Origin of the sequence: Pseudoalteromonas sp. SR43-2 (assembly GCF_014163885.1) — a bacterium.
GTDB classification, from domain to species: domain Bacteria; phylum Pseudomonadota; class Gammaproteobacteria; order Enterobacterales; family Alteromonadaceae; genus Pseudoalteromonas; species Pseudoalteromonas distincta.
Genome location: NZ_JACJED010000010.1, coordinates 1 through 24,455, shown reverse-complemented (window position 1 = coordinate 24,455; position 24,455 = coordinate 1). Strand labels below are relative to the sequence as shown.

At 37.3% G+C, this 24,455-nt stretch carries 19 protein-coding genes and 5 pseudogenes; 14 read left to right on the top strand and 10 right to left on the bottom strand.

What is annotated here, in order from left to right; translation table 11 throughout:
- Nucleotides 1-6 precede the first annotated feature (6 nt).
- A complete protein-coding gene (locus tag H5120_RS10130; protein ID WP_182674277.1) occupies nt 7-1,701 on the top strand; it encodes an NAD-dependent malic enzyme in 1,695 nt (564 codons plus the stop codon).
- Between the two features lie 154 nt (nt 1,702-1,855).
- Nucleotides 1,856-2,581: an SIMPL domain-containing protein gene (locus H5120_RS10125; RefSeq protein WP_182674276.1), complete on the top strand. Its 726-nt coding sequence runs from the start codon at nt 1,856-1,858 to the stop codon at nt 2,579-2,581.
- 16 nt (nt 2,582-2,597) lie between these two features.
- On the opposite strand, the gene H5120_RS10120 is transcribed toward H5120_RS10125, so the two are convergent.
- Nucleotides 2,598-3,950 (bottom strand): DUF2254 domain-containing protein, encoded by a 1,353-nt coding sequence (locus H5120_RS10120; RefSeq protein WP_182674275.1) that lies wholly within the window; start codon nt 3,948-3,950, stop codon nt 2,598-2,600.
- Between the two features lie 152 nt (nt 3,951-4,102).
- Between H5120_RS10120 and H5120_RS10115 the strand changes: the two genes are divergently transcribed.
- The 6 genes and pseudogenes from H5120_RS10115 (at nt 4,103) to H5120_RS10090 (ending at nt 8,192) form a co-directional block, all read left to right on the top strand.
- Nucleotides 4,103-4,474 carry an MAPEG family protein gene (locus tag H5120_RS10115; protein WP_182674274.1) on the top strand — a complete coding sequence of 124 codons (372 nt, stop codon included), beginning with the start codon at nt 4,103-4,105 and terminating at the stop codon, nt 4,472-4,474.
- A gap of 14 nt (nt 4,475-4,488) precedes the next feature.
- Entirely contained in the window at nt 4,489-5,121 is a 633-nt protein-coding gene (locus tag H5120_RS10110) for a sulfotransferase (protein WP_182674273.1), read from the top strand.
- Nucleotides 5,122-5,168: 47 nt separating this feature from the next.
- On the top strand, nt 5,169-5,741 hold the full coding sequence (locus H5120_RS10105; RefSeq protein ID WP_165743839.1) for a tRNA-(ms[2]io[6]A)-hydroxylase: 573 nt from the start codon (nt 5,169-5,171) through the stop codon (nt 5,739-5,741).
- Between the two features lie 212 nt (nt 5,742-5,953).
- Nucleotides 5,954-6,493, top strand: coding sequence for a pilus assembly protein N-terminal domain-containing protein (locus tag H5120_RS10100; RefSeq protein ID WP_259395730.1), 540 nt, complete (start codon nt 5,954-5,956; stop codon nt 6,491-6,493).
- Nucleotides 6,494-6,496: 3 nt separating this feature from the next.
- Nucleotides 6,497-6,922: a response regulator gene (locus H5120_RS10095; RefSeq protein WP_010552799.1), complete on the top strand. Its 426-nt coding sequence runs from the start codon at nt 6,497-6,499 to the stop codon at nt 6,920-6,922.
- 446 nt (nt 6,923-7,368) lie between these two features.
- Nucleotides 7,369-8,192 (top strand): annotated as a pseudogene (locus tag H5120_RS10090) (alpha/beta fold hydrolase).
- Between the two features lie 434 nt (nt 8,193-8,626).
- Here the strand turns inward: H5120_RS10090 and H5120_RS10085 are convergent.
- From H5120_RS10085 to H5120_RS10060, 6 genes and pseudogenes are all read right to left on the bottom strand, one after another.
- On the bottom strand, nt 8,627-9,586 hold the full coding sequence (locus H5120_RS10085) for a sugar-binding transcriptional regulator (protein ID WP_182674272.1): 960 nt from the start codon (nt 9,584-9,586) through the stop codon (nt 8,627-8,629).
- A 289-nt stretch (nt 9,587-9,875) separates the two neighbouring features.
- Nucleotides 9,876-10,538: pseudogene (locus H5120_RS10080) on the bottom strand (ABC transporter ATP-binding protein); the annotation flags it as partial.
- 10 nt (nt 10,539-10,548) lie between these two features.
- Nucleotides 10,549-11,378 (bottom strand): annotated as a pseudogene (locus tag H5120_RS10075) (carbohydrate ABC transporter permease).
- Between the two features lie 2 nt (nt 11,379-11,380).
- Nucleotides 11,381-12,212: pseudogene (locus H5120_RS10070) on the bottom strand (carbohydrate ABC transporter permease).
- Nucleotides 12,213-12,313: 101 nt separating this feature from the next.
- A pseudogene (locus H5120_RS10065) lies at nt 12,314-13,618 on the bottom strand (ABC transporter substrate-binding protein).
- 152 nt (nt 13,619-13,770) lie between these two features.
- Nucleotides 13,771-15,099 (bottom strand): hypothetical protein, encoded by a 1,329-nt coding sequence (locus H5120_RS10060; protein ID WP_182674271.1) that lies wholly within the window; start codon nt 15,097-15,099, stop codon nt 13,771-13,773.
- Between the two features lie 529 nt (nt 15,100-15,628).
- Between H5120_RS10060 and H5120_RS10055 the strand changes: the two genes are divergently transcribed.
- Genes H5120_RS10055 through H5120_RS10035 form a run of 5 tightly spaced genes read left to right on the top strand, consistent with a single transcriptional unit; the run spans nt 15,629 to nt 21,225 of the window.
- Nucleotides 15,629-16,012 carry a response regulator gene (locus tag H5120_RS10055; protein WP_182674270.1) on the top strand — a complete coding sequence of 128 codons (384 nt, stop codon included), beginning with the start codon at nt 15,629-15,631 and terminating at the stop codon, nt 16,010-16,012.
- A gap of 13 nt (nt 16,013-16,025) precedes the next feature.
- On the top strand, nt 16,026-16,931 hold the full coding sequence (locus tag H5120_RS10050; RefSeq protein ID WP_182674269.1) for a MoxR family ATPase: 906 nt from the start codon (nt 16,026-16,028) through the stop codon (nt 16,929-16,931).
- A 6-nt stretch (nt 16,932-16,937) separates the two neighbouring features.
- On the top strand, nt 16,938-17,924 hold the full coding sequence (locus H5120_RS10045) for a DUF58 domain-containing protein (RefSeq protein WP_182674268.1): 987 nt from the start codon (nt 16,938-16,940) through the stop codon (nt 17,922-17,924).
- The gene (locus H5120_RS10040; RefSeq protein WP_182674267.1) at nt 17,924-19,894 is read left to right on the top strand and encodes a DUF3488 and transglutaminase-like domain-containing protein; all 1,971 of its coding nucleotides are present in this window, start codon (nt 17,924-17,926) and stop codon (nt 19,892-19,894) included. Before H5120_RS10045 ends, H5120_RS10040 begins: the two co-directional genes overlap by 1 nt.
- An 8-nt stretch (nt 19,895-19,902) precedes the next feature.
- Nucleotides 19,903-21,225, top strand: coding sequence for a Na+/H+ antiporter family protein (locus H5120_RS10035; RefSeq protein ID WP_182674266.1), 1,323 nt, complete (start codon nt 19,903-19,905; stop codon nt 21,223-21,225).
- 271 nt (nt 21,226-21,496) lie between these two features.
- On the opposite strand, the gene H5120_RS10030 is transcribed toward H5120_RS10035, so the two are convergent.
- From H5120_RS10030 to H5120_RS10020, 3 genes are read right to left on the bottom strand one after another with little or no spacing between them, the layout of a single operon-like run.
- Nucleotides 21,497-21,928 (bottom strand): acyl-CoA thioesterase, encoded by a 432-nt coding sequence (locus tag H5120_RS10030; RefSeq protein ID WP_002960891.1) that lies wholly within the window; start codon nt 21,926-21,928, stop codon nt 21,497-21,499.
- 5 nt (nt 21,929-21,933) lie between these two features.
- On the bottom strand, nt 21,934-22,752 hold the full coding sequence (locus tag H5120_RS10025; protein ID WP_182674265.1) for a M23 family metallopeptidase: 819 nt from the start codon (nt 22,750-22,752) through the stop codon (nt 21,934-21,936).
- Nucleotides 22,745-23,602, bottom strand: coding sequence for a 6-carboxytetrahydropterin synthase (locus H5120_RS10020; protein WP_024595367.1), 858 nt, complete (start codon nt 23,600-23,602; stop codon nt 22,745-22,747). Before H5120_RS10020 ends, H5120_RS10025 begins: the two co-directional genes overlap by 8 nt.
- Nucleotides 23,603-23,805: 203 nt before the next feature.
- Here H5120_RS10020 and fabA point away from each other — a divergent pair, with 203 nt between their 5' ends.
- Nucleotides 23,806-24,321 (top strand): bifunctional 3-hydroxydecanoyl-ACP dehydratase/trans-2-decenoyl-ACP isomerase, encoded by a 516-nt coding sequence (gene fabA / locus H5120_RS10015; protein WP_002960896.1) that lies wholly within the window; start codon nt 23,806-23,808, stop codon nt 24,319-24,321.
- Nucleotides 24,322-24,455: the final 134 nt, after the last annotated feature.

Genomic DNA, 24,455 nt, shown 5'->3' with positions numbered 1-24,455 from the left:
GGAAATATGACAACTAATACTGATCCTAACTACTTATATATTCATCATTCTGGCCCTGGCCTAATTGAAACACCGCTATTAAATAAAGGCAGCGCCTTTAGTAAAAAAGAACGCGAAAATTTCAATCTTGCTGGTTTACTTCCTCCTCGCTTTGAAACAATAGAAGAGCAAGTTGAGCGTTGTTATCAGCAGTATTCTAGCTTTACCGACAACCTTAATAAGCATATTTACTTACGTGCGATTCAAGATAACAACGAAACACTTTACTACCGTTTAGTGCGTGACCACCTTGAAGAAATGATGCCAATCATTTACACGCCGACAGTGGGTGATGCTTGTGAAAAATTCTCAGACATTTATCGCAGCGCGCGTGGTTTATTTATCTCGTATGAAGATCGCTACCAAATTGACGACATTTTACGCAACGCTACCAAAGGTAAAGTAAAAGTTATTGTTGTAACCGATGGCGAGCGTATTTTAGGCCTAGGCGATCAGGGTATTGGTGGCATGGGTATTCCAATTGGTAAATTGTCACTTTACACAGCGTGTGGTGGTATAAGCCCAGCATACACATTGCCTGTAATGCTTGATGTAGGTACTAATAACGAAAAGCTTTTAAACGATCCTATGTACATGGGCGCACGCCATAAGCGTATTGCTCAAGACGAATATGATGAGTTTTTAGATTTATTCATTAAAGCAGTTAAACGTCGCTGGCCAAATGTATTACTTCAGTTTGAAGATTTTGCACAACCAAATGCAATGCCGTTACTTAAGCGCTACCGCAATGAAATTTGTAGCTTTAACGATGACATTCAAGGTACTGCGGCTGTAACGGTCGGTTCTTTACTTGCTGCGTGTCGTGTTAAAAATTCAACCCTAAGCCAACAAAAAGTTGTGTTTGTGGGTGCAGGTTCTGCTGGTTGTGGTATTGCTGAGCAAATTATTAGCCAAATGGTTTTTGAAGGTATTACAGAAGCTCAAGCGCGTAGCCAAGTATTTATGGTTGACCGTTTTGGCCTACTTTCAGAGGGTATGGAAGGCTTACGCGATTTCCAACAAGCACTTGCACAACCGCAAGGCTCGTTAAGTGATTGGACTTACAGCGGTGAATACGCATCACTTCTTGATGTTATGCACTGTGCACAACCAGACATTTTAATTGGTGTTTCAGGCCAACCTGGTTTGTTTACTGAGCAAGCTATTCGTGCAATGCATGCCGGTTGTGAACAGCCAATTATTTTTCCATTAAGTAATCCATCTAAGCAAGTAGAAGCGAATCCTGCTGATGTGATTAAGTGGACTGACGGTAAAGCACTTGTTGCCACAGGTAGCCCATTTGATCCTGTTGAGTACAATGGCGAGACGTTCCCAATCCCACAATGTAACAACAGTTATATTTTCCCGGGTATTGGTTTAGGTGTTATTGCCGCTAAAGCGACACGCATTACAGATGCAATGTTAAGTGTATCTAGCGAAATGCTTGCAGAGTCGTCGCCGCGTGCAAACACAGGTAAAGGTAGTTTATTACCAGCCTTGACTGAAATTGAAACGCTAAGTAAACGTATTGCATTTGCCATCGCTAAAAAGGCAATCGAAGAAGGCGTTGCTCTTGAGATTACGGATGATGCATTATGGGCAGCAATCGACAAAAATTACTGGTTACCAAAATACCGTAACTATAAACGTTGTAGTGTTTAATTAGGTTTATAAGTAATTAAAAGTAAATGGCGTAATAGCATTAGTTACAACGCTTAACAAAAAACAGGCAATTGCCTGTTTTTTTGTGCTTGTTCATATTTAATTAACCACGTACGGTGTTTACTTGCTTTTACATAATTAAAGGATCGACTTAATGAAAACACTGACTTTTGTTTTAGGTAGTGCACTGGCTTTAAACGTACTTAGCTTTGATGCACTTGCGGCAGCGACTCCCGATGCTCCTCATATTTATGTTAAGGGCGAAGCGACTCTTACTACAATGCCAGATTACGTACAGCTAAGTGTAGGTATTACCGAAGTTGATAAAGACTTAATTGCTGCTAAAAATAAAACCGACTTAACTATCGCCAAGGCAATTAAGCTCGTAAAAGAGATTGGTGTTAAAGAGGGAGATATAAACGCAGGGCAAATTTCAATAAACCGTGATAGCCAATACAACCGCACTACCGGTAATCAAGAATTTAAAGGCTTTAAGGTTTCTCGTACGTTAACAGTAAAACTCAGCGATATAAATAAATACCCTGAGTTACTACAAAGCTTAGTTAACAACGGTATTAACGAAATTAATCAAACGCAATTTTTAGCAAGCAACTACAACGAGCTGCATAAAAAAGCGCAAAAGTTAGCAATTAAAGACGCACGTGACGCAGCAAAAGAGTTTAGTGACGAATATGGCGTTGACTTAAAAGGATTATACAGCGCGTCACTAAGTCCACTCAATGTGCAGTCGCAGCCTTATATGCGCGCAGAAAAAGTAATGATGGCTGATAGCGCACCAAGTAACTATGTACCTGATGCCTACCATGCTGGAGAGATTAAAGTAACAGCGTCAAGCTACGCTGTTTACTACATAGATTAAACTATGTTTTAAGTTTTTATTTTTGGTGGTGCTCAAAACGTGCCACCAACTTCTCACCTTGCTCCTGGCTAATACGCGTTATTGAGTTGAGCATATTGGTCACTTCGCGTCTGTCGTATTCATTAGTTACATGTTCATTTATGTCATCAACAATCGCATTTAAATAATTAAATAAACTGTTTCGTGCATCGGTATCTTTATGGGCTACAAACAAAATATTTTTGAATGCCTCAAGCACGTTTGTCATTACGTATGCATCGCCTTTGGCGTAATTACGCAGCGGTGTAAAGTTGTCATGTAATAACTCATCAAAGCTTGTTTCATGAAGGTACAACAATGGGGCATTATCACTGTGCTTAAACGAGTAGTTAATATCGTTAATTGAAAGTCGTTGAATAAGTAAAATACTCAGCATATCAATTGATTTAACTGCAGTACCGGGATCGTTTATTCCTGGGCTCATTGCCTTAACTGCAATTTCTGATATTTGCGTTAATCCATAACGGTAATGATCGCTAATGTACTCTTCTATATAAAAAATAAAGCAGTCGAGAATTTTATTTATCAGCTCTTCATCGTTTGCTATATCTTTATTACATTTTAAAAACGGATAGCCTTTAACTGTAAAATAGCCTTGGTTAACAGATATATACACCTTTATATCTTGCTCAGCCAAAATGGCACACAGCTTATCGGTTTGCACGCCTTTATAATATCCTTCTGTTTTACTGCTAACCGAATGCCACTTGCTAAAGTCTGGAAAGTCCTCAACTGGGTTCTCTTGTTGTCTTTGTATTATTGTTTTAATTTCGTTTTTAGTTTGGCTAAATAAGCCATTTAACACGTTATCAACTTGAATAGCACGTGAGATTGAATGTATAAAAAATACAAACAGGCCCAATGAAATCAAGCCAAAAATAAGTGCAAACAACACACCTATTGAAGGAATAGCCGTACTGCCACCTTCAAGTTTATTAATATTTATAAGCATAATAATAGAGTAAATTATGCTGCCTAAATAAAAGCCCAAAACCATTTGGTGTGATTTACGCGTAATAAGCCCAGGCACTACGCGGGGCGATAAACTCGCACTGGCCGAATTTAAAACCACCATTACCATAGAAAAACTAAACACGGTAAGCGAAATAATACTGCCAGCTAAAGTGCTTAAAATAGTACGCGCGTTTTCTGCGCTATCAACAAGTACAACCGATATAAACGATTTTAGCTGCTCAATAGGGGCTAAATATTCAACCGACATAGTTATAATGGCAAATACTAAAAAGCCCACTGAAAGCATAGAAGGGTAAAAGCCAATACTGTTAATCATTTCACGGTAGCTGTCGGCTACTTTACGAGGTACAAACATAAAATCCTTATGTATTTTCTACTAACTTAATACCGCTAGCTTAGCATAGGCAATTATTAAACTTCTGATAATGCTGCTCAAATTTATGTGTTATTATCACGCCCACAATAATAGAGCGCATATTTATGCGATAAAAATAACAGGAAAACGCCGTGATCATTTCAACTTATGCAGCATTACTCACATTCTTTTACATTTATTTAAGCTTTAACGTAATAAAAGTGCGCCGTGCGGAGCAAATATCACTTGGTGATAACGGTAATGCAACGCTGCAACGTGCTGTGCGTGCCCACGCAAATTTTATGGAGTACGTGCCATTTGCTCTAATTTTGCTTTTTTTAGCAGAGTACCAAGGGCTTGCTAGCCATTACTGCCATATATTAGGTGGTGCGTTATTAGTAGGGCGTGTGTTTCAAAATTTAGGCATAGTAGAAAAAAGCCTAAAATACCGCCAAATAGGTACTATTACTACATTTTTAGTCATGATTATCAGCGCCTTTGTATTACTAGTAACACGCGGTTAATTAAAGAAAAGTTAATGAGCAAAATATTTATAATAGGTTTACCGCGTACAGGCACAACCAGTGTGTGCCATGCATTTTTAGAGCTTGGCATTACAACAGCGCATACCGCGTATACTAATGCCTGTTTTGAAAATGCCAGCGCGATTGCCGACACTCCCATATTTAACGATTTTAAAGCGCTTGATATTCATTATCCTGACTCTAAGTTTATTTATTTAGAGCGCGAACTTGGTTCATGGCTGCCATCAATAAAGCAGCTTTTAACGCGTATGCACACTAATTTAACGCGCGGCGACGGGGGCTTTAATATTCATATAAAACGCTGTTATTTAAACACATTTAGTGAGCTTTCGCTTAATAATATTAGCGACGACAGTTACTTAGCTCACTGCTATGAAACACATTTTAATGATGCTCAAACGTACTTTAAGAATCGTGACAACGATTTTTTATCCATTGATATAGCAAAGCCCGATAGCTACAAAAAACTATGCGATTTTTTAGCATTAAAAAGTGACAAAGCTGATTTTGAAAAAATGAATATGGGCGGTAAAGTCACCGCATGGAACGATATTAAACACCCGCTAAAAGTTGAATCCACCGCTAAAGGGCGCATAGATAAATTACTGCCTTACAAGATTTTTTAAAACAAATACGTTAAAATCCCCGCATTATTATTTAAGTTGTACAGAACATGTTTGAATTAAAATACCACACCCCATTTGAATGGACCGAAGTTGTCCTTGCTGACTTTAATACTTTTTTACAAGATCATGCCGCTGCAGAAAAAAAAGCATCGGGTATGGCTATGTCTATGCTTTCGCATTACCCAGACAAACGTAAATTAGTAAAAGCCATGACCGACTTAGCATTAGAAGAATTAATACACTTTAAACAAGTACTTAAGTTACTTTTAGAGCGCGATGTAAACTTAGGTGACGACAAAAAAGATCCGTACATAAAACAAATACGTGCACTGTTTAGACATGGTCGTGATGGTTTTTTAATGGACCGATTACTGGTTGGCGGTGTAATTGAAGCACGTGGTCACGAGCGTTTTTCTTTAGTTGCACAAGCACTTCCTGAGGGTAAAGAAAAAGACTTTTATGTTGCGATTGCCAAGTCAGAAGAAAAACATAAAAACCTTTTTGTAGAGCTTGCTTACGAATACTTTGATAAAGAAGAAGTTGATACTCGCCTAGAAGAGTTACTTACAGCAGAAGCTAAAATCTGTGAAAGCATCCCATTTACAGCTGCTTTGCATTAACTAAAATTAGCGCAGAGCCTATTTTATTCGCTTTGCGCCACCTGCCTCTACTCTCATTTCTTGGTTAAACCCTTCATGAATTATTGATTTGCAATTTGCGAATCAAAATAATAAAACACACTTTCACACATCTTAATGCATTGATAATAAAGCTAAAAGCGTTTGGTCTCATACTTGCTATCTATACATTAAGCAAATTGAGGGAAAGGCTTATGTTAAAATTTACTTTTATACTATTACTAATATCTTTTAGCGCCGTAGGCAGTGAAAGTCATTTAGATTATATAGAAAAGGCAAATGGTGAGCGGGTACAAAAAGTATCACACTTAGTTAAATGGACACATACTCGCTTTGTGTTTACCCGTGATATTTCGCGTATAGCACTTGGCCACGAAACAACGCTTGATGTGAACGTGGTTAATGGTCGCGAGCTACTAATTTTAGCTAAAAAGTTGGGCCGTACATCTATGATGGTGTGGTACGACGATAAAAGCTCGGAAACATTTTTACTTGGTGTTACCGAAGACTATAGCGTACTGAAAAATGCCTTAAACGATATTCACCCTGACGTGCAGCTAACTATAGCCCCCGATCGCCATGCTGTTGTATTACGCGGTGAAGTACCTACTATAAATTATCGTCATGCCCCTTACGAGGCTGCAAAAAACTACCTATACGCCAGTAGCTCACAAGCATCACAACCCGTTAGTCGTTATAAATTAGCGTATATTAGTGGAACAGTAATGAGGTAAAACATGAAAAACACTATTGAAAATATGGCTGAAGTTATCGAGTTTAAAGTAACGCCAATAAATAAAACTAAACGACTGCTTTTAGTAGATGATGACTTGCTAATAGAAATAGTAATTAGAAAAATGCTTAACGAAGAAAATATTTTAATAGATTTCGCATCAAGTGCTATAGAGGCGCTACTTATGGTTTCTCAAAATATTTACGATATTATTTTAATGGATATAGTAATGCCGCAATTTACAGGCACCGACGCAATGCTAAAAATAAGAAAGCATGCTGACGCATCAGCAACAAAAATTATCGCTCATACATTTAGTGAAAACGAAAACAGTGATAACAAGTATGTGAAGCTTGGGTTTAACGGCCTGTTATTGAAGCCAGTTAAGCAAAGTGTATTAATAGAAAATATTAGATATTTTTTGGAATGATAAATTTAAACAGTAGGGCGGTTAACTATTTTTTATTTATAGCTTACTAAAAAATTAAATTATAATTTTTGAAAGCACTAATGTTTATTAGTCCTTTTGTGTATATGAACCTTTAATTTATTTAAATTTGTAAAAGTCCTTTAATAAGAATAATTACTTCAAAGTATTACAAACTACGCTTTTGTAATTGTTGCATGTATACGAGTCATCGTTTCACACTTCTTAAAGCGGTTTGATAAACACAATTATTAAACACTGCAATATTATAATGTCAATAAATTTATTTAGCCTAGAGCCCAAGTATTACAAGGGTTTGACTTTAAATTATTATAATTTTTGAATAACTAAAAAATACTCATCTTGGGATGGAATTTGCTTTATAAGGTTATATTCCAATTTTATAGTTCACGAAATATTATAATTTTTAAAGTTAACGAGGAGCAAGCATGAGCAAAACACAGTGCGTTACAGTAGAAGGTCATCAAATTGCTTATCAAGAAATGGGACAAGGTACACTTTTATTATTGATACACGGTATTCCGACTAAGAAATTTTTATGGCGAAATGTGATGCCAAACTTGCATCAAAATATCGGGTAATAGCACCAGATTTACTTAACTTTGGTGAATCAGATATGCCAAGTAACACTGATGTATCTATAAATGTGCAATGTAGAATAATGTGTAAGTTTATAGAAGAGCTCGGTATTTCTAAAGTTAATATTGCTACACATGATATTGGTGGTGGTGTTGCTCAATTAATGGCTGTAAATCATCCGGATAAAGTAAACGGGTTGGTTTTACTTGATAGTGTATGTTTTGATTCTTGACCAATACCAGAATTTTAACCTTTACTAGAACCAGGCGTAGAAGAAAAAACATCTGTAGATGAATTTGTTGATACATTAAGAGATTTCATGCCCAAAGATGTTTACGACTCGAACGTAATGACTGAAGAGTTGATGAAAATATACTTAACACCATGGAGTAATGAAAAAGGAAAAGCCGCTTTATTTAGTAACATGCGCAGGCTCAATAAAGAATATACCGAAGCTATTACAGGCGATCTTAAAAGCTTACCTCATGAAACACTCATAATATGGGGTAAAGAAGACAAGTTTCAAAAGCCAAAGTATGCACCAATGTTAGAAGAAGTAATTCCAAATTCGTCATTGGTTTGGATAGATAAAGCCGCACATTGGGTTATTGATGAACATCCAGATAAAGTGTCTGAGCTTATTAGTGATTTTATGAATGATAAATTATTCTAGTGAATTACTAGGATAATTTAAATCTATTAATTTAAATCTATTAATTTCAATATGTTAAGTTTGATTGTGTAAAGTAGCTAATAGGCAATCATTGTAATACCGCTTGATTATATTAATAACTAAGCGGTATTTTTATATGTTCAATAAGCTAATACCGAAAATGGGTAAGGCACTAACTATTAAGATAAGTAGGTTAATGCTTATTAAATAGTCAAAATATCGCGTTTATACGTTAATTAATGAAGGTGAGTAACTTGGTTACGTATTTATTTATCTTATTTAACATAATATAAATTATAGGTAGTTAATGTATATATAGAAAGAGCGCTTAAATGCGCCCTTGCTATGTCCAATACTAGACGGTATCGGACATTAAGGGGTTTTTATTACAATAACTAGTATTACTAATACAGATACTTTATTTATCAATTTGTTTAATCAATACTAAGTAAACGCTCAGCTGTATATTCGTTAGTAATTAATCCACTGATCATGTTTGACCTTACTGCGCCCAAAATGGCTAACACTTTTTCTTCACCAGCAGCTATCGCATAAATCTGTTTGTTAGCATTTGTTTTTAATTGCGTACTTGCTACACGCTGATTAACTGTGCAATCTAAAAGCTTACCGTTTTTATCAAACACCCAACTAATCATTTCACCAACGGCACCAAGATCTTGTAACTCTTTAAGTTCTTGCGCATCAATAAAACCATCTATATGTAATGGCGACTTTTCACCTAAGCTACCAATACCCACAAATGTTACATCGGCATCTTTAGCGAGTTTTAAATTACCGGTAATATTTTGTTGTGCATGTAACTGTTCTTTTTCTTCAATACTTCTTGGTAAAACTGGCAATGGCATTGGGTAATGTTTTGCATTGGTGTGTTCGGCCATTCTTACTACAACATCATAAGGTGAAGCCGATCCATCCAAAGCCATATTACCTAGCATGGCTACAATTTTATGTTGCGGACAATCAACAGTTCTTAGCTCATCTACACATGAACGTAAAACTCGACCGGTTCCCATAGCAAGTACTTTGGGTTGTTCTGATTTTAAATGACGTTCTATTTCAGCCGCGCCAGCTTGAGCCAAACCAAGCGTAGACGATGGTTCAGACGGATCGCTCGGTACAACTTCACACGAATCTAACCCAAAACGGCTTTTTAATTTTTCGGCCAAGTCCATACATTTAGCAATCGGGTGGTCAAGTCTAACTTTAATTAGACCTTGGCTCACAGATAATGCGACCATTCTTTGTGCAGATTGACGAGATATATTTAGCTTTTTAGCAATTTCATCTTGTGTGTTACCGCCAACATAATATAACCACCCTGCTCTGGCTGCATCATCTAGCTTTCTAATTTCTGTATTTGATAGCTTTACCACGTAAACCTCTTAAAATAGAAGGAAAACTAAATCCTTATTTTCATTACATAATTTTAATTATATGTGCTGCTATATAAATTATTTTATTAATTTTGGAATATCTATTTATCAATAACGTTTTTGTTATTTATAATTGTAAATATACCATCCCTTAATAAAAAATACCTAGGTTTCATAGGATTATGTAATTAGAATTTAGTTAATAGCACCCTTATAAAGATGCTATTTAAGGTAATTAAAGATTGGCTCTAGCGAATTGTTAAACCGTTATTATCAAACTTTAATACTTTAGCTCTAAAGGTGTGCCTACCTGTTCAATAATACCGGCATTAAATACCGCGATTCTATCTGCCATTGTCATGGCTTCAACCTGATCGTGTGTAACATAAATCATTGTTGTAGCTAAACTTTTATGTAATTCAGATATTTCTAAACGCATATTTACACGTAGTGACGCATCAAGATTTGAAAGTGGTTCGTCAAATAAAAATGCCGAAGGCTGACGTACAATTGCGCGCCCTATCGCTACACGCTGGCGCTGACCGCCCGATAATTGCCCAGGCTTTCGGTCTAAATAATCGGTCAAATTAAGTATTTTAGCGGCGTTAGCAATTTTACTTTCAATTTCTGCAGGGCTAACCTTGGCTCTTTTTAAAGGAAAAGCAATATTGTTACGCACTGTCATATGCGGATATAACGCATAGGATTGAAACACCATTGCCAAGCCTCTTTTTGCAGGCGGTGTTTTTGTAGCGTCAATGCCATCAATTTCTATATTACCACTGGTGGTATCTTCAAGACCTGCGATCATACGAAGTAATGTAGATTTACCACAGCCCGATGGACCGACAAAAACGATAAACTCACCGTCTTTAATTTCTAAGTCGAGCGGTTTAATTACGTTAACTTCATCAAAGTTTTTAGTGACTTGTTTTAGTGTGATGCTGCCCATGTGTATTCTCCTATTTTACTGCGCCGAAACTTAATCCACGCACTAATTGTTTTTGACTAAACCAACCAAGTATTAAAATTGGCACAATGGCCATGGCAGATGCTGCCGATAACTTAGCGTAAAATAACCCCTCAGGGCTTGAGTAACTGGCAATAAATGCCGTTAAAGGTGCAGCATTTGCAGCGGTTAAAATAAGTGTCCAAAAAGCTTCGTTCCACGACAAAATTACATTTAACAAGAGCGTTGAGGCTATACCCGGTAAGGCTATTGGTAATAAAACATGAAATATTTCTTCTCCAATTTTTGCGCCATCCATACGTGAAGCTTCAAGTATTTCGTTTGGTATTTCTCTAAAGTAGGTGTACAGCATCCATACCATTATTGGTAAGTTAATGAGTGTCATTACAATTACTAAACCTAATTTTGTATCGAGTAGCGCAAAGTCTCGAAACAATAAATAAATCGGAATAAGTACCCCTACTGCCGTAACATTTTGGTTGAAAGCATCCACATTAATAAATGCTTTGTTTTTTTAGTTTGTACAAAAGCCATAGACCAAGCTGCAGGTACAGCAATTTATAAACCCAGCAAACTTGAACCTAGCGATATAACTACAGAGTTCCAAAAATGGTTAAAGTATTGCGAACGTGACAGTACATCGCGGTAGTTTTCGAGTGTCCAATCGAATGCATATAAGCTTGGACTTGCTGAAATTGCTTCAGCTTCCGTTTTAAAGCTGGTGATTAACGTCCATAAAATTGGAAAGAAAATCATGCCGCTTATTGTCCATGCAGCAATGGTATAAATTAGTTTGGAACGACGGCTATCTTTTATAGTCATAATTAACCCTCCAAGTTTTTGCCAATTAAGCGCATTAAAAATATAGCGACTATATTTGCAATAATAACTGCAACTATGCCCCCTGCCGAGCCACCGCCTACATCAAATTGAAGTAGTGATTGCGTGTAAATTAAGTACGTTATATTGGTCGACGAATAACCAGGCCCACCGCTGGTTGTAACTAATATTTCGGCAAAAATTGACAGTAAAAATATAGTTTCGATTAAAATAACAGCGGTTACAGCGCGCGATAAGTGCGGCAAAACGATGTAAAAAAACTTACTAAATGGCCCAGCTCCGTCTAAATCAGCCGCTTCTAATTGTTCACGGTCTAATGATTGTATTGCTGTTAGCAGTATTAATGCTGCAAATGGTAACCACTGCCAAGACACAATTATGATGATTGAAAATAGCGGCATTTGAGCAAAAAAGTCGATAGGTTCAAAGCCAAATCGCGAAATGTGCAAATAAGCCATTAACTGGGTTCATTAGCATGTTTTACCATACCAATGCCGACACAGTTGGCATTACAAAAAATGGGGCTAGTACCATAATGCGAACGTAATCTCGTCCCCATATTGCTTGGTCTAGTAAAATAGCTAAGCCAATACCACCACAAATAGTGATAAGTAAAACCCCAGTTACTAGGTAAAGCGTGTTAAAAAATGATTCAAAAAAAGCCGGATCAGTTAGGAAAAATTCATAGTTTAAAAAGCCTACAAACTCTTTATCCCCTGGAACGAGTAAGTTGTAATCAATAAATGAGAAATACAGTGTCATACACAGCGGAACTATCATCCAAGCAAGTAATAAAATTACACTAGGAAGAAGCATAAACCGAGCAAGCGTGCGCGAGATAGTGTTTATAACTAACAAGTAAATAGAATTGACATAAAATATTGGGTAAGTTTGAGTACTTACCCGCCCATTACATGCTATTTAGGATAGCGAGCTTTACGCATTGTTCGCTCAACGAGGTGCTGAGACGTACTAAGCGCTTGCTTAACAGTCATTTGGCCAGTTAATGCTGCTGAAAATTGTTGCCCAACAGCTGTACCAATTCCTTGAAACTCAGGAATAGCAACAAACTGAATACCTACATAAGGTACTGGTTTAACGGTCGGATTTTTAGGATCTGCAGATTGAATAGAATCTAAGGTAATTTGCGCAAACGGTGCTGCGTCCATGTACTTTTGATTACTGTAAAGTGATTTACGTGTACCTGGCGGTACTTTTGCCCAACCTTTTTTGTCGGCTACAAGTTGAGTGTATTCTTTAGATGTTGCCCAGCTAATAAATTTCATTGCGGCATCTGGTTTTTTGCTGCTTGCCGGTACGGCTAAAGTCCAATACCATAACCAGTTACCGCGTTTACCTAGACCGTTATTTGGCGCAAGTGCAAACCCTACTTTATCGGCAACTTCTGAATCTTTTTTGTTAGTAACAAATGCGCCTGCAACGGTTGCATCAATCCAAATACCAAATTTTCCGGTTTGAAATAGTGCAAGGTTTTCATTAAAGCCGTTTCAGATGAACCCGCAGGACCAGATTCTTTCATCACATCGACATAATACTGAAGGGTATTTTCCCACTCTGGGGTATTAAACTGAGGTTTACAATTTTCATCAAACCAACGCGCACCAAACGAATTTGCCATGGATGTAATAAGCGCAACGTTTTCGCCCCAACCTGCTTTACCACGTAGACAAAGGCCATAAACACCTTCTTTTTTATCTGTCATCGCTTTTAGCAGCTTTGCGTATAAAGTCCCATGTTGGGGCTTTAGACATTGTCAGCCCTGCTTTTTCGATTAAGTCAGTGCGGTACATAACCATTGAGCTTTCGCCATAAAATGGCGAAGCATAATGTTTGTCGTTAATCGTTAAACCACTTCGAATTGCCGGAATTAAATCGTCTAAATCGTATTTTTCACCTAAATTATCCAGCTCTTTTAGCCAATTTTGCTTGCCCCAAATTGGTACTTCATAAGTACCTATGGTCATAACATCGTATTGGCCGCCCTTTGTTGCAACATCGGTAGTGACACGTTGGCGAAGAATGTTTTCCTCTAGAGTGACCCATTTTAGTTCTATATCAGGGTTTTGGCTGGTAAAGTTACTACTTAATTCTTTCATGGTGATCATGTCACCATTGTTAACAGTCGCTATTGTAATTGTTTCTTTTGCCGCAGCGCCCATGCTTATAAAGCCACACGCGAGCATAATTAATTTATTTTTCATCGGGTATTCCCCATACACGTTATGTATTAACAAGTACTATTAAATTTCAATCTAATGCCAATTCTATTTATGGCAGTTTTAACGCATAAAACTGCCCGCAAAGTGCCTTTTTAGGTCCTTTGTTTAAATAGTTAGACTAGTTGGATAATGATTTAAAATTTAACAGATATTTCAGAATTGAAGCCGTCAAATCCTTTACCGATTTGGCCGCCCGAATTAACACCTTCTTCTTGGTTAACATACTCAACTTTTAAAAGCGTTTTATCGTTAAACCAGTAACCTGCGGCTACTTGAATACGCTCTACTGTGTTGTCTGTTTGTTCAATTAAGTCGGAAGTGTTTTCGGCTTCTGCATAACGAGCCGCTACATATAGCTTTTTAGGAATAATATATTGTTGTGCTTCAAACACGAAGTACTCAACCGATGAGTCGCCTTCTATTACACTGTTTGAATCAAAAGTAGTGCCATTTTCATCAGCTATGCCGTTTGTACCAAAGTAGGTAATACCGGCAACTGCATTACCAGCGGCATCTGCAAATGTGTAGTCATCAGATGATTTACCAACCATAAAAATTAGACTAGTTTCGTCAGATGGTTGATAAGCTAAGTTAAGCTGGATGATTGATTGCTCAAGCCCTGGCATTGCGCCAACGTGAGTGTCACGCTCATTCGAAGGTGACGCTGAGAAATTATAGTTTTCACCATCGCCAAAGCGATAGTTTGTTGTGGTTACACCATTAAGACTTGCTACGCCATTTTCAAAACGTAACTGGTCGCCTTGATTCGCTTTTAATAAGTTTAAACCTGCTTTAAAGCCACCTTCAAATTCTAAAGTACCTTGAAGTCGGTAGTTATAACCTCTGTCTTCTTGAAATGCTTCACCGAAACTTGAAGTCGTAATGTGACCTGTAACATTATACGCACGTACTACACCACTATCGAAAGTTTCGCTGTAACTTAGCTGTGCACCGTTTTCTGCGGTTGCGTAATCGGTAATACCATTACCAATAAGTGCATTACTTTGGTTATCTGCGCCGTCTTGAAAACCTTTAAATTGGAAAGGCGACCCACCAATGTTACCTAAACGCAGTGTTAAATTTGCGTTTTCTTTTGGTGTGCCATAAAGGCCTAGTAAGTCAAATTCAACACCTGCAAAATCGTTGTGAAATGAAAAGTCACGATCTTCGCCACCAAAGTCATTAGGCTCTTCTGCAATATCTATATCGGCAGTAATGAATTCGTTAATATGAAATTTAAGCATTAGATTTGCTCTAATACGGCCAAATCCTGATTCTTGTTCTTCATCTTCTGGACGAAATGCACCGTCTTTAGCCTGAATTGACTGAAAGTTTTGCATTAGTAAAAAGTCTACGTCAACGCGATCTAAATATTCAGAAATATCAGCCTGTGCTGGAGCCGATGTAGCCATAGCTGCCGCTATGAGAGAAATTGCAAATTTAGTCTTTTTATTATTCAACATAATAAGCTCTTTATTTAGTGTGGTGTGTAATGCCAACTTTATTAAATTGCATTTTCATTTAATGAAATTGGTATTAATTCAGTGTGTATAGATGAGGCTGTCTGAGCAAAACATTAAATGGTTAATGAAACTGCATTTGTGAGCATAAGCCCATCTTCTGGGCATAATCACAGAATGAATTTAGAAGGTCAACGATTTTTTATTACAAAACGTTTACAAAAAATCGAATTTGTATGTAAATATTTTTGAATCAATAAGTTAAGTAGCAAATTTGTTACATCAAATTTTGATTGAATACTGTATTGGATTAAGGAATTTCTTATGGATACGTCATTATTGTTCAATACTATTAATAAAAATATAAGTTAGTAGAAGATATGAAAGCAGGTAATCCTTTAAAAATAGGTTGTTGGGTAAACATATAAACAGTTTATTTATTAGTGTTTTTTAAGTAACGTTCTTGAGCTTATGATGGGGTTAGCTTAGTATTAAAGCACTTAGATGTATTCAAAATAGAAGTAACCTACATATGGAATTTGTTCGCCCGCTAGAGCCCATCCTCATTATTGATGACGTTAAGGAAATTCGTGATTATCTAAACCAAATTTTAACTGACTTAGGGTTTGAAGATATATTAGAAAGCGCCGATTTTAGCTCAGCTAAACCTATTATGAACAATAAACCGCCAGGCGTTATATTTGTAGATGTAGGTTTACCTGACTCTAACGGTGCAGATATTTTGGAATACATTAATAGTGCTTACCCGCACACTCATGTTGTTATGTGCTCTGGCCACAATAGTCTCGAAAACGTACAAAACACGTGGGAAATGGGCGCTAAAGGCTTTATTGCAAAACCTTTCAACACAAAAAAAGTAGACACTGTAATGAAGCGTCTTGAAATAATAGAATAATAATAAGGTTAGCATGCATAGTACTGTTACTGCGATTATAGACGATCTTTCGAGTGTTATATTTGGTAAACAACAACAAATAAAACTGGCACTTACATGCTTATTTAGCGAAGGACATTTACTCATTGAAGATTTGCCTGGTATGGGAAAAACCACTCTTTCTCATGCATTGTCAGCTGTGCTAGGTTTATCGTATCAGCGTATACAATTTACCAATGATCTTCTTCCTGCTGATATTTTGGGTACTAATGTGTTTAACTCTACCGAGCACAGTTTTACGTTTCATAAAGGCCCTATTTTTAGCCAAGTTGTTTTAGCTGATGAAATAAACCGCGCAGGACCCAAAACACAAAGTGCGTTGCTTGAAGCAATGGAAGAGCAGCAAGTAACAGTTGATGGAAAAAAATATACGCTGCCAAATCCATTTTTTGTGATAGCAACACAAAACCCGCTTTATCAATCAGGTACCTACCCGTTACCTGAGTCGCAATTAGACCGATTTTTAATGCGCATTAGCTTAGGTTTTCCACCTAAAGAAGCCGAAAAACGCTTAATTTTGAATATGCAAAAACGAGATTACAGCCAATTACCTAAGCGTATTAACCAACAAGAGTTAGCGGCAATTCAAACCCAGATAAGCCAAATTGCTTTAAGTAGCCCGGTTATTGACTACATTATAGAGCTTGTTAATTACACACGCACAAGCAACGCTTTTGCATCATCGTTATCACCTCGTGCTAGTATGGCTCTGGCTAAAGCGGCTAGGTCGTGGGCCTTTATTGATGGTCGTGATTTTGTAATGCCAGAAGATGTTCAAGCTGTATTTGCAAGTGTGTGTCAGCATCGATTAGGTTTGCATAATGAGTCAGGTGAAGCGCAAGTAAATGATATTTTAAAAAACGTTTTAGTTCCGGTATAAATTTTTATGCCAAAAAAAACAGCTAAGCGCCCTTCTTTATTTAAATCATTTAAGCAAAGTGTATTTAATAAGTTATTAAAAAATAAACATTTAAAAAACTCAATTACACTTGAACACAGAACAATTTATGTATTGCCATCATCCCTCGGTTGGTACTTTGTAATTGTTGCTATTTTAAACTTTGTAATGGGCATTAATTATCAAAATAATTTAATTTTAATAATGTCTTATCTTATGTTTGTGGTAATGATTATTGCTGTATTAATGGGCTACAGTAACGCTAAAGGCTTAACAGTTAAATTTAAAGATGCATTTAACAGCTACGCTCCTCAAAAACCGAGTATTATATTTGAATTACAAAGCCCTTCTGTTACCCAATCTATTAATTTAACATATCAAGATAGTGAGCAAACTCACAAACATACCGGCCAAGTTGATAGTAAACCTCAGTTACTTACACTCAACTTACCCTACAGCTCACGCGGTAAGTACTCAGTGCAACGTATTAAAATAGCGAGTAACTATCCCTTTGGTTTGATGACTGTTTGGAGCTACATTCAATTACAAGAAGATATATTTGTATACCCGTCGCATGAACAAGTACACAGTGATGCGCATGTTTCTATGCTTGATGAGCAAGCCGATAAAGGTATTTCTACACAATCTGGTAGCGAAGAGTTTGAGTCTCTTATCCCACACTTACCTGAGATGGGCTTGCAAAGAGTGTCGTGGAAGCATTACGCAAAAACACAGCAGTTGTTAGTTAAAGAGTTTGTAGACTTTAAAACAGCAAATGCGCTCTTCGATTTTACGTTAATGAATGGAGATACAGAACAACGTTTAAGCCAGTTATGCTTTTTAGTGTGTGAAGCAACCGAGAAAAACACCCCTTTTATGTTAAAGCTGCCGAATAAAACAATAAATACAAATACCGGACAGCAACATAAGCAGCAATGCTTAGAATTATTATGCTCATTTAATGGTGATGTGTAATGGACATACTTAAAAATGAAAAAGTAATAAATTATTCGCTGTCTTTTATATATGCATGTTTGATTGTGTTTTTTGTATCACATTTACCGCTTGTTTTTGTTGGTGTACTTACACTTATTTGTGCATGGAACTTTTACATAACGCTAAGTAATAAACCAAAGCCAAATGCTTGGCTGGCAAATATACTCGCAGGTGTGTCATTAGGTTTAATGCTCTACACAGTAGGCATGTCGGATACGGTTATTTTATTTGTGGCTATGCTGCTACTTGCTAGTTTATTTAAACTGCTGCAGGCTAAAACCAAAAAACACTATCATGTAATTACAACGCTTACGTTTTTTTCACTCTCATCGGTGTATTTGTTTAACCAAAGTATTTTAACGACTTTAACTGTAAGTTGTTTATACATATTAAACTTTGCAGTACTTGGCCTACTCGAGTCCAAACATAATTTAAAAATCGCCTCTAAGCAAAGTGGTAAATTGCTACTTTTAGCGCTTCCTTTAGCTATATTTTTACTGCTTTTTTTACCAAAAATGCCCGCCTTTTGGCAGCTTCCTGGGCCTAAGCTTGCTAAAACAGGGCTTTCTGAACAAGTCGATCCATTCGATATTGCAAAGCTTTCAAACTCAGATGAACTTGTGTTTAGAGCTAAATTTAACGAAGAAAAACCTGTAGCGCCTTATTATTGGCGAGCAATAGTCCATGATGAGTTTAATGGTAATGCGTGGCTTACGTCTGACTTTTTAAAATATAATAATGTAAAAACAAATACGCAGAGCGAAAATGATGAGCAACTTATTGCAAGCTACTCAGTTATTGCAGAGCCTGCTACACAAAAATGGCTCTATGGTTTAGCATATTCCAGTAGTAACTCACCAAATGTTGAAGGTAATTCGCTAGGTTTATTGCGTAAAAAAAGTCGCCAAGCTAAAAACTTACAATACGATGTAAATAGCTTTAACTTCACAGCTTTACCGCTTGGCGAATTTGAAGAAAAACGCTACAAATACCTCTCCAATAAAAAGAATGTAAAAACATCATCACTTGCTAAAAACTTAAAGCAAAATACACACTCTGACCGCGATTTTTACAATAGCTTATTACAGTACTTTGCAGGTACGGGATTTACTTACACATTAACACCCACTCCTATGAGCGGCGATAACACCATAGATCAATTTTTATTTGATAATCAACGTGGCTTTTGTGGCCACTATGCCAGTGCCGCTGCGTACATTTTTAGAACCGCAGGTATACCCGCTCGACTAGTAAGTGGCTATTTAGGTGGCGAATTAAATCAAGATAATAATACGCTCACTGTTCGCCAATACGACGCACACGCTTGGGTAGAAGTATATTTACAAAACGAAGGTTGGGTTATTTTTGATGCAACCGCTGTTGTCGCACCAGAGCGTTTAAATGGCTCACTTTCGCAAAACGAAGAGCTGAATGACGAATTTAAAAGTAACCTTGATTTTGGTTTAGTGAGTTTAAGTAATTTCCCCGCTATTAATTGGTTAAGGTTGGAACTTGAAAACCTCGATTATCAATGGTCTAGCTGGGTACTTGGTTTTGACGAAGAAAAACAAAATGATTTTTTAAAATCAATTTTTGGTAGTAAAAATATTTGGCTTGTACCATTAATGGTTTTACTAACAGCTGGTTTTTGTTTTATAGGTTATTTTATCTATTTAAACTTACCAAAACGCCCAGCTAAATTAGCGCCTATGGTTAAAGAGTTTTATGAAGTAAAAGCATGGGCTAAAAAACAAAAAATAAATACACCCGATAATTTAACACCGAGTCAGCAGTTAGACTTTTTTGCTGATCAACTTCCTCGTTCTGCACAATCTATAAGCACTTTTAGGCAGTTATTTAACCAAGTACGCTATGGTAAAAAACCTTTTACGAAAGAGCGTAAAACTCAGGCTAAAGATCTGATAAAATTAATTAAAATTTCCAAATAGAGAATACTATGAATGCTGTTGTTATAGGCGTTATTTTAATGCTCGGGCTATCTCTGGCTCGCGTTAACGTCATTGTTGCCATGATCATAAGCGCGTTAGTTGCAGGTCTTACTGCAGGTTTGGGCATAAAAGAAAGTGTTGATGCGTTTAATTCTGGCCTTTCAGCTGGAGCTGAAATTGCACTAAGTTATGCTATGCTCGGCGCGTTTGCCGTTGCTATTTCTAAGTCGGGTTTAACACGTATTCTCGCTGATAAGCTACTTGCTAAAGTAAATGCAAAAGGCAGCGGTAATGAAACATTTTTAAGTTACTTCATTTTATTAATTATTTTAGGTTGTGCAATTTCTTCGCAAAACTTAGTCCCTGTACACATAGCGTTTATTCCTATTTTGATCCCGCCGTTACTCGTTGTTTTTAATCAGTTAAGGTTAGACAGGCGTGCTATAGCGTGTATTTTAACATTTGGATTAGCAACGTCTTACATGGTGCTTCCTTATGGTTTTGGGGGTATTTACTTATATTCTATTTTGCACAAAAACCTAGTTGATAACGGCCTAGACATTGTAAATACCCAAGTCCCTATGGCGATGATAATTCCTGCATTAGGTATGTTTATTGGATTACTTATTGCGGTATTTATTACCTATAAAAAACGCCGCGAATACACCGAGCTCCCATTAACAACTGTTAGTAAATCGGCTGAAGTCGAAAACCCTAGAAAAGTAATGATTGTCGGGCTTTTTGCAGTACTTGCCTCACTTGTTGCACAAAACCTAAGTGGCTCAATGATTTTAGGTGGCTTAGTAGGTGTAATGATATTTAGTGTTTTTGGTGTAGTTAAGTGGGAAGAAAACGGCGACGTATTTAGCAAAGGCGTTGCGATGATGGCCATGATTGGCTTTATTATGATATCGGCACAAGGTTTTGCATCGGTTATGCAAGCCACTGGCGATGTAGCAAGCTTAGTACACAGCGCAGCCGCCCTTTTTGATGGTAATAAACCTTTGGCCGCCGGTGTTATTTTGTTAGTCGGGTTATTAATTACAATGGGAATTGGCAGTTCGTTTTCAACAGTGCCTATTATTGCAACTTTGTTTGTTCCTTTATGTTCAGACCTTGGGTTTTCTGTTATGGCTACCGCTGCGCTTGTTGGTACTGCGGGCGCTCTAGGTGATGCAGGCTCTCCTGCTTCAGATTCAACGCTTGGCCCAACATCGGGTTTAAATGCCGACGGCCAGCACGACCACATTAGAGACTCTGTTATTCCAACGTTTATTCACTTTAACATTCCACTGCTTATATTTGGCTGGATTGCAGCAATGGTACTTTAAAAAGTATTTATGTAAGTTTAATAAATGTAATTAAAAGCTAAATATAACCAAAAAGGTATGTTAAAAGCATACCTTTTTAGTATCCAAATCCAACAACTCTCACCCCTATCAACCCCCCCAGTTTGATTACTTTCTTTTAGTTAATAATAACTCTGTTGTTGAAGTTATACTTTATTAATATTTAGTATGATGTGTTCTTTTGGTGGGATTATATAAGCACCAATTAAGATGCTTATATAATTTTACTTTAGCGCGTATTCAAAGCTTTAAGTTAATCAAAACCATAAATCATTTTGTCGCATACTACCGGAGTCGGTCTGTGGTTATCATCAACTGCTACAAACGTAAAGCTGCCACTAATGGCTGAATGCTTATCGTCTTTGTGCATAGTTTCTAATAATATATCTACGTCAACTTTTAAGCTGGTGTTACCTACATGCACTACTTTAGCTATTAACTCTGCAAAAGTACCTGCTGGTATGGCTTCTTTAAAATCGACTCTATCAGAAGATATAGTTACCAAAGGCTTACGGCAAAAACGAGTCGCTGCTATAAATGCCACTTCATCCATCCACGCCAGTGCATCACCACCAAATAAAGTATTGTGATGATTAGTACGCCCTGGAAACACGGTTTTAGTTACCGATGTGGTTGAGTCTTCAATACGCTGAGCAATTATTGCATCGCGATTTACGTCAGTCATAATCTCTACTTTTTGTTTGCTAATGTATCTTGCATAAGTAATGCAGGATCAAGGCGTTCGCCTTTCCAGTTAAAACGCCAATCTAGGTGAGGACCCGTTACACGTCCAGTTGCACCAATTTCAGCCACTTTGTTACCTTGCTCAATTTTATCACCCACTTTTACATCAAGCTTACTTAAGTGAATGTAAGTTGAGGTAATACCATGGCCATGATCAATAATTAATGTACCGCCTGAATAGTATAAATCAGGTTCAGCAAATACTACGGTACCACTAGTAGGCGCGTAAACAGGAGAGCCTGTTTTATTAGCGATGTCTAAGCCAAAGTGCGGACGACGAGGCTCGCCATTAAAATAGCGCTGACTACCATAAACACCCGATATGCGCCCTTCTGCAGGCTTTAAAACCGGGTCTAAAAAGTACAATAAATCAGAGTCTACTTCTCTGGCTTTTCGTACAGCAACTGCTTCGCGGCTTATACGCGCACTAACCTCTTTTGGCGGAGATACATATTTTTTAGCTACGCCGGTAATTTTATCAATTTTATATTCGCGCTTAGTGATAGCTATTGGCTGAGAATGCGATTTACCATTGTTATCTACCCATTTTAAAATATGAGTAGTTTCAGCGTCACGACCAAAACCAAATACAAAGTCACCATTTTGCGAAAGTTTTAAGCTTTTGCCATCTAAGCTTACTGATTTAGCGTTTTCTAGCTTTCCTGTAACTAAACCGCCTTGTGTTAAATGTCCTTTTAACTCAAGCGCCATAGCACTAAAGCTAGCAGAGGCAACAAGCGCTGTTGCTAAAAGTGTTTTAAACATAACTAATCGATCCTTTTCCAACACCTTCATAAGCCGTTACTTTCACTGCTTTTTCTGGGTATTGGGCTTTAATTTGGCCAGCTACATGTTCAGCAATACATTCTACAGTGGTATCTACTGGCAAAATGTCGCAACGAGACTCGCTTATAGCCATTTCAAAATAGCCTTGTGCCGATGTATAAGCAAAACATACATCACCCGCTTTGGCTGTTATGTGTTTTAAATCAGCTGCGTTAATTTGATCTTCACTGGTGGCTAAGTAAATATCTTCCCACTTTTGAGACCATTCTTTTTGCAAGCGCGGCATAGAGATACCATCTAGGCTAATACCAATTTGAGAACGATGCCCATGAATAATACGCTGGCAATTACCGTCATGCTTTTTAAGGCCATGGCTGTAATGATAGTAAAAACTTTGGCTGTGTTCAGGCTTAAGAGACAGCTCAATTTTTTCAATGTTATCTGGTAGCTTCGGTAAAATAGTCGCAATTAAAAATTCGGTAACCGATTCAACAGTTACTTCGTCTGCGTTAATCATGCAATAAGCTTGATGAGGAGCGCTCATAGCTAAGTGATTATTTTCACCAAATGTACAGTCGAGTGTTTTATGCTCGTCAAATTCAGATACAGTGCCATTAAGCCCTGTAGGAATTGCTAAACGGTGATCAATACACTCATCTATGATGCCTTTAATTTGCTTTTTAACTAAACCAAAGTCTAAAACCATAGACTCTTCGTTAAGTTTACCGTGCAAAGTTAAATCAACAATCCAGCTCTCGCCAACGGCGCCGCGTTTGTTACATAAGTAAGAAAAATCAATCACAGTTAGTGAGTTAACAAAAAGGATCATAAACTTCCTTTAGACTGGTTATAAGACAGCGTTAATTATAATGATTTCTGATTGTAATTGCGCGGTTTTATAGTGCAAAAACCAATCGCGTTGATTGATTGATGATTTAATATGCAATATTTTGATTTTTTAACTGCTCCGAGTTGTTTAGCGTACAAGTGTACGCTAAAGTACTTGGCAATTTCTAAGCGAAGATAAGTGTTATGGAACCTAAAAATAGCTATACAAAAGAAGAGTTGATCCTGTGTGGTCAAGGTGAAATGTTTGGTGAAGGTAACTGCCGTTTACCAAGTGACAACATGTTAATGATGGATCGCATTACCTCTATTACTGCTGATGGCGGTATTCATGGTAAAGGCGAAATTGTTGCTGAGCTTGATATTGACCCTAGCCTTTGGTTTTTCGATTGTCATTTTAAAGGCGACCCAGTAATGCCAGGTTGTTTAGGCTTAGATGCTATGTGGCAACTAGTTGGTTTTTACTTAGGTTGGTCTGGTGGCCCTGGTCTTGGCCGTGCGCTAGGTGTGGGTGAAGTTAAATTTACTGGCCAAATTTTACCAACTAATAAAAAAGTAACTTACCGCCTTGTAATGAAACGCGTAATTAAACGTAAATTGTTCATGGGCGTTGCAGATGGCACTGTAGAAGTAGATGGCCGAGTAATTTACGAAGCAAAAGATTTAAAAGTGGGCTTGTTCCAAGACACTAGCGCGTTTTAATTTTTAAATGTGTCCCGTCCTAAAATACGTTGACGGTTTTAAATGAAGGCCAGTAGCTTTTGCTCCTGGCTTTTTTTGTGCACTTGGTTTGGTGTTTTCATTCCTAAACTCAAATGCGGCCTAAATTCATTGTA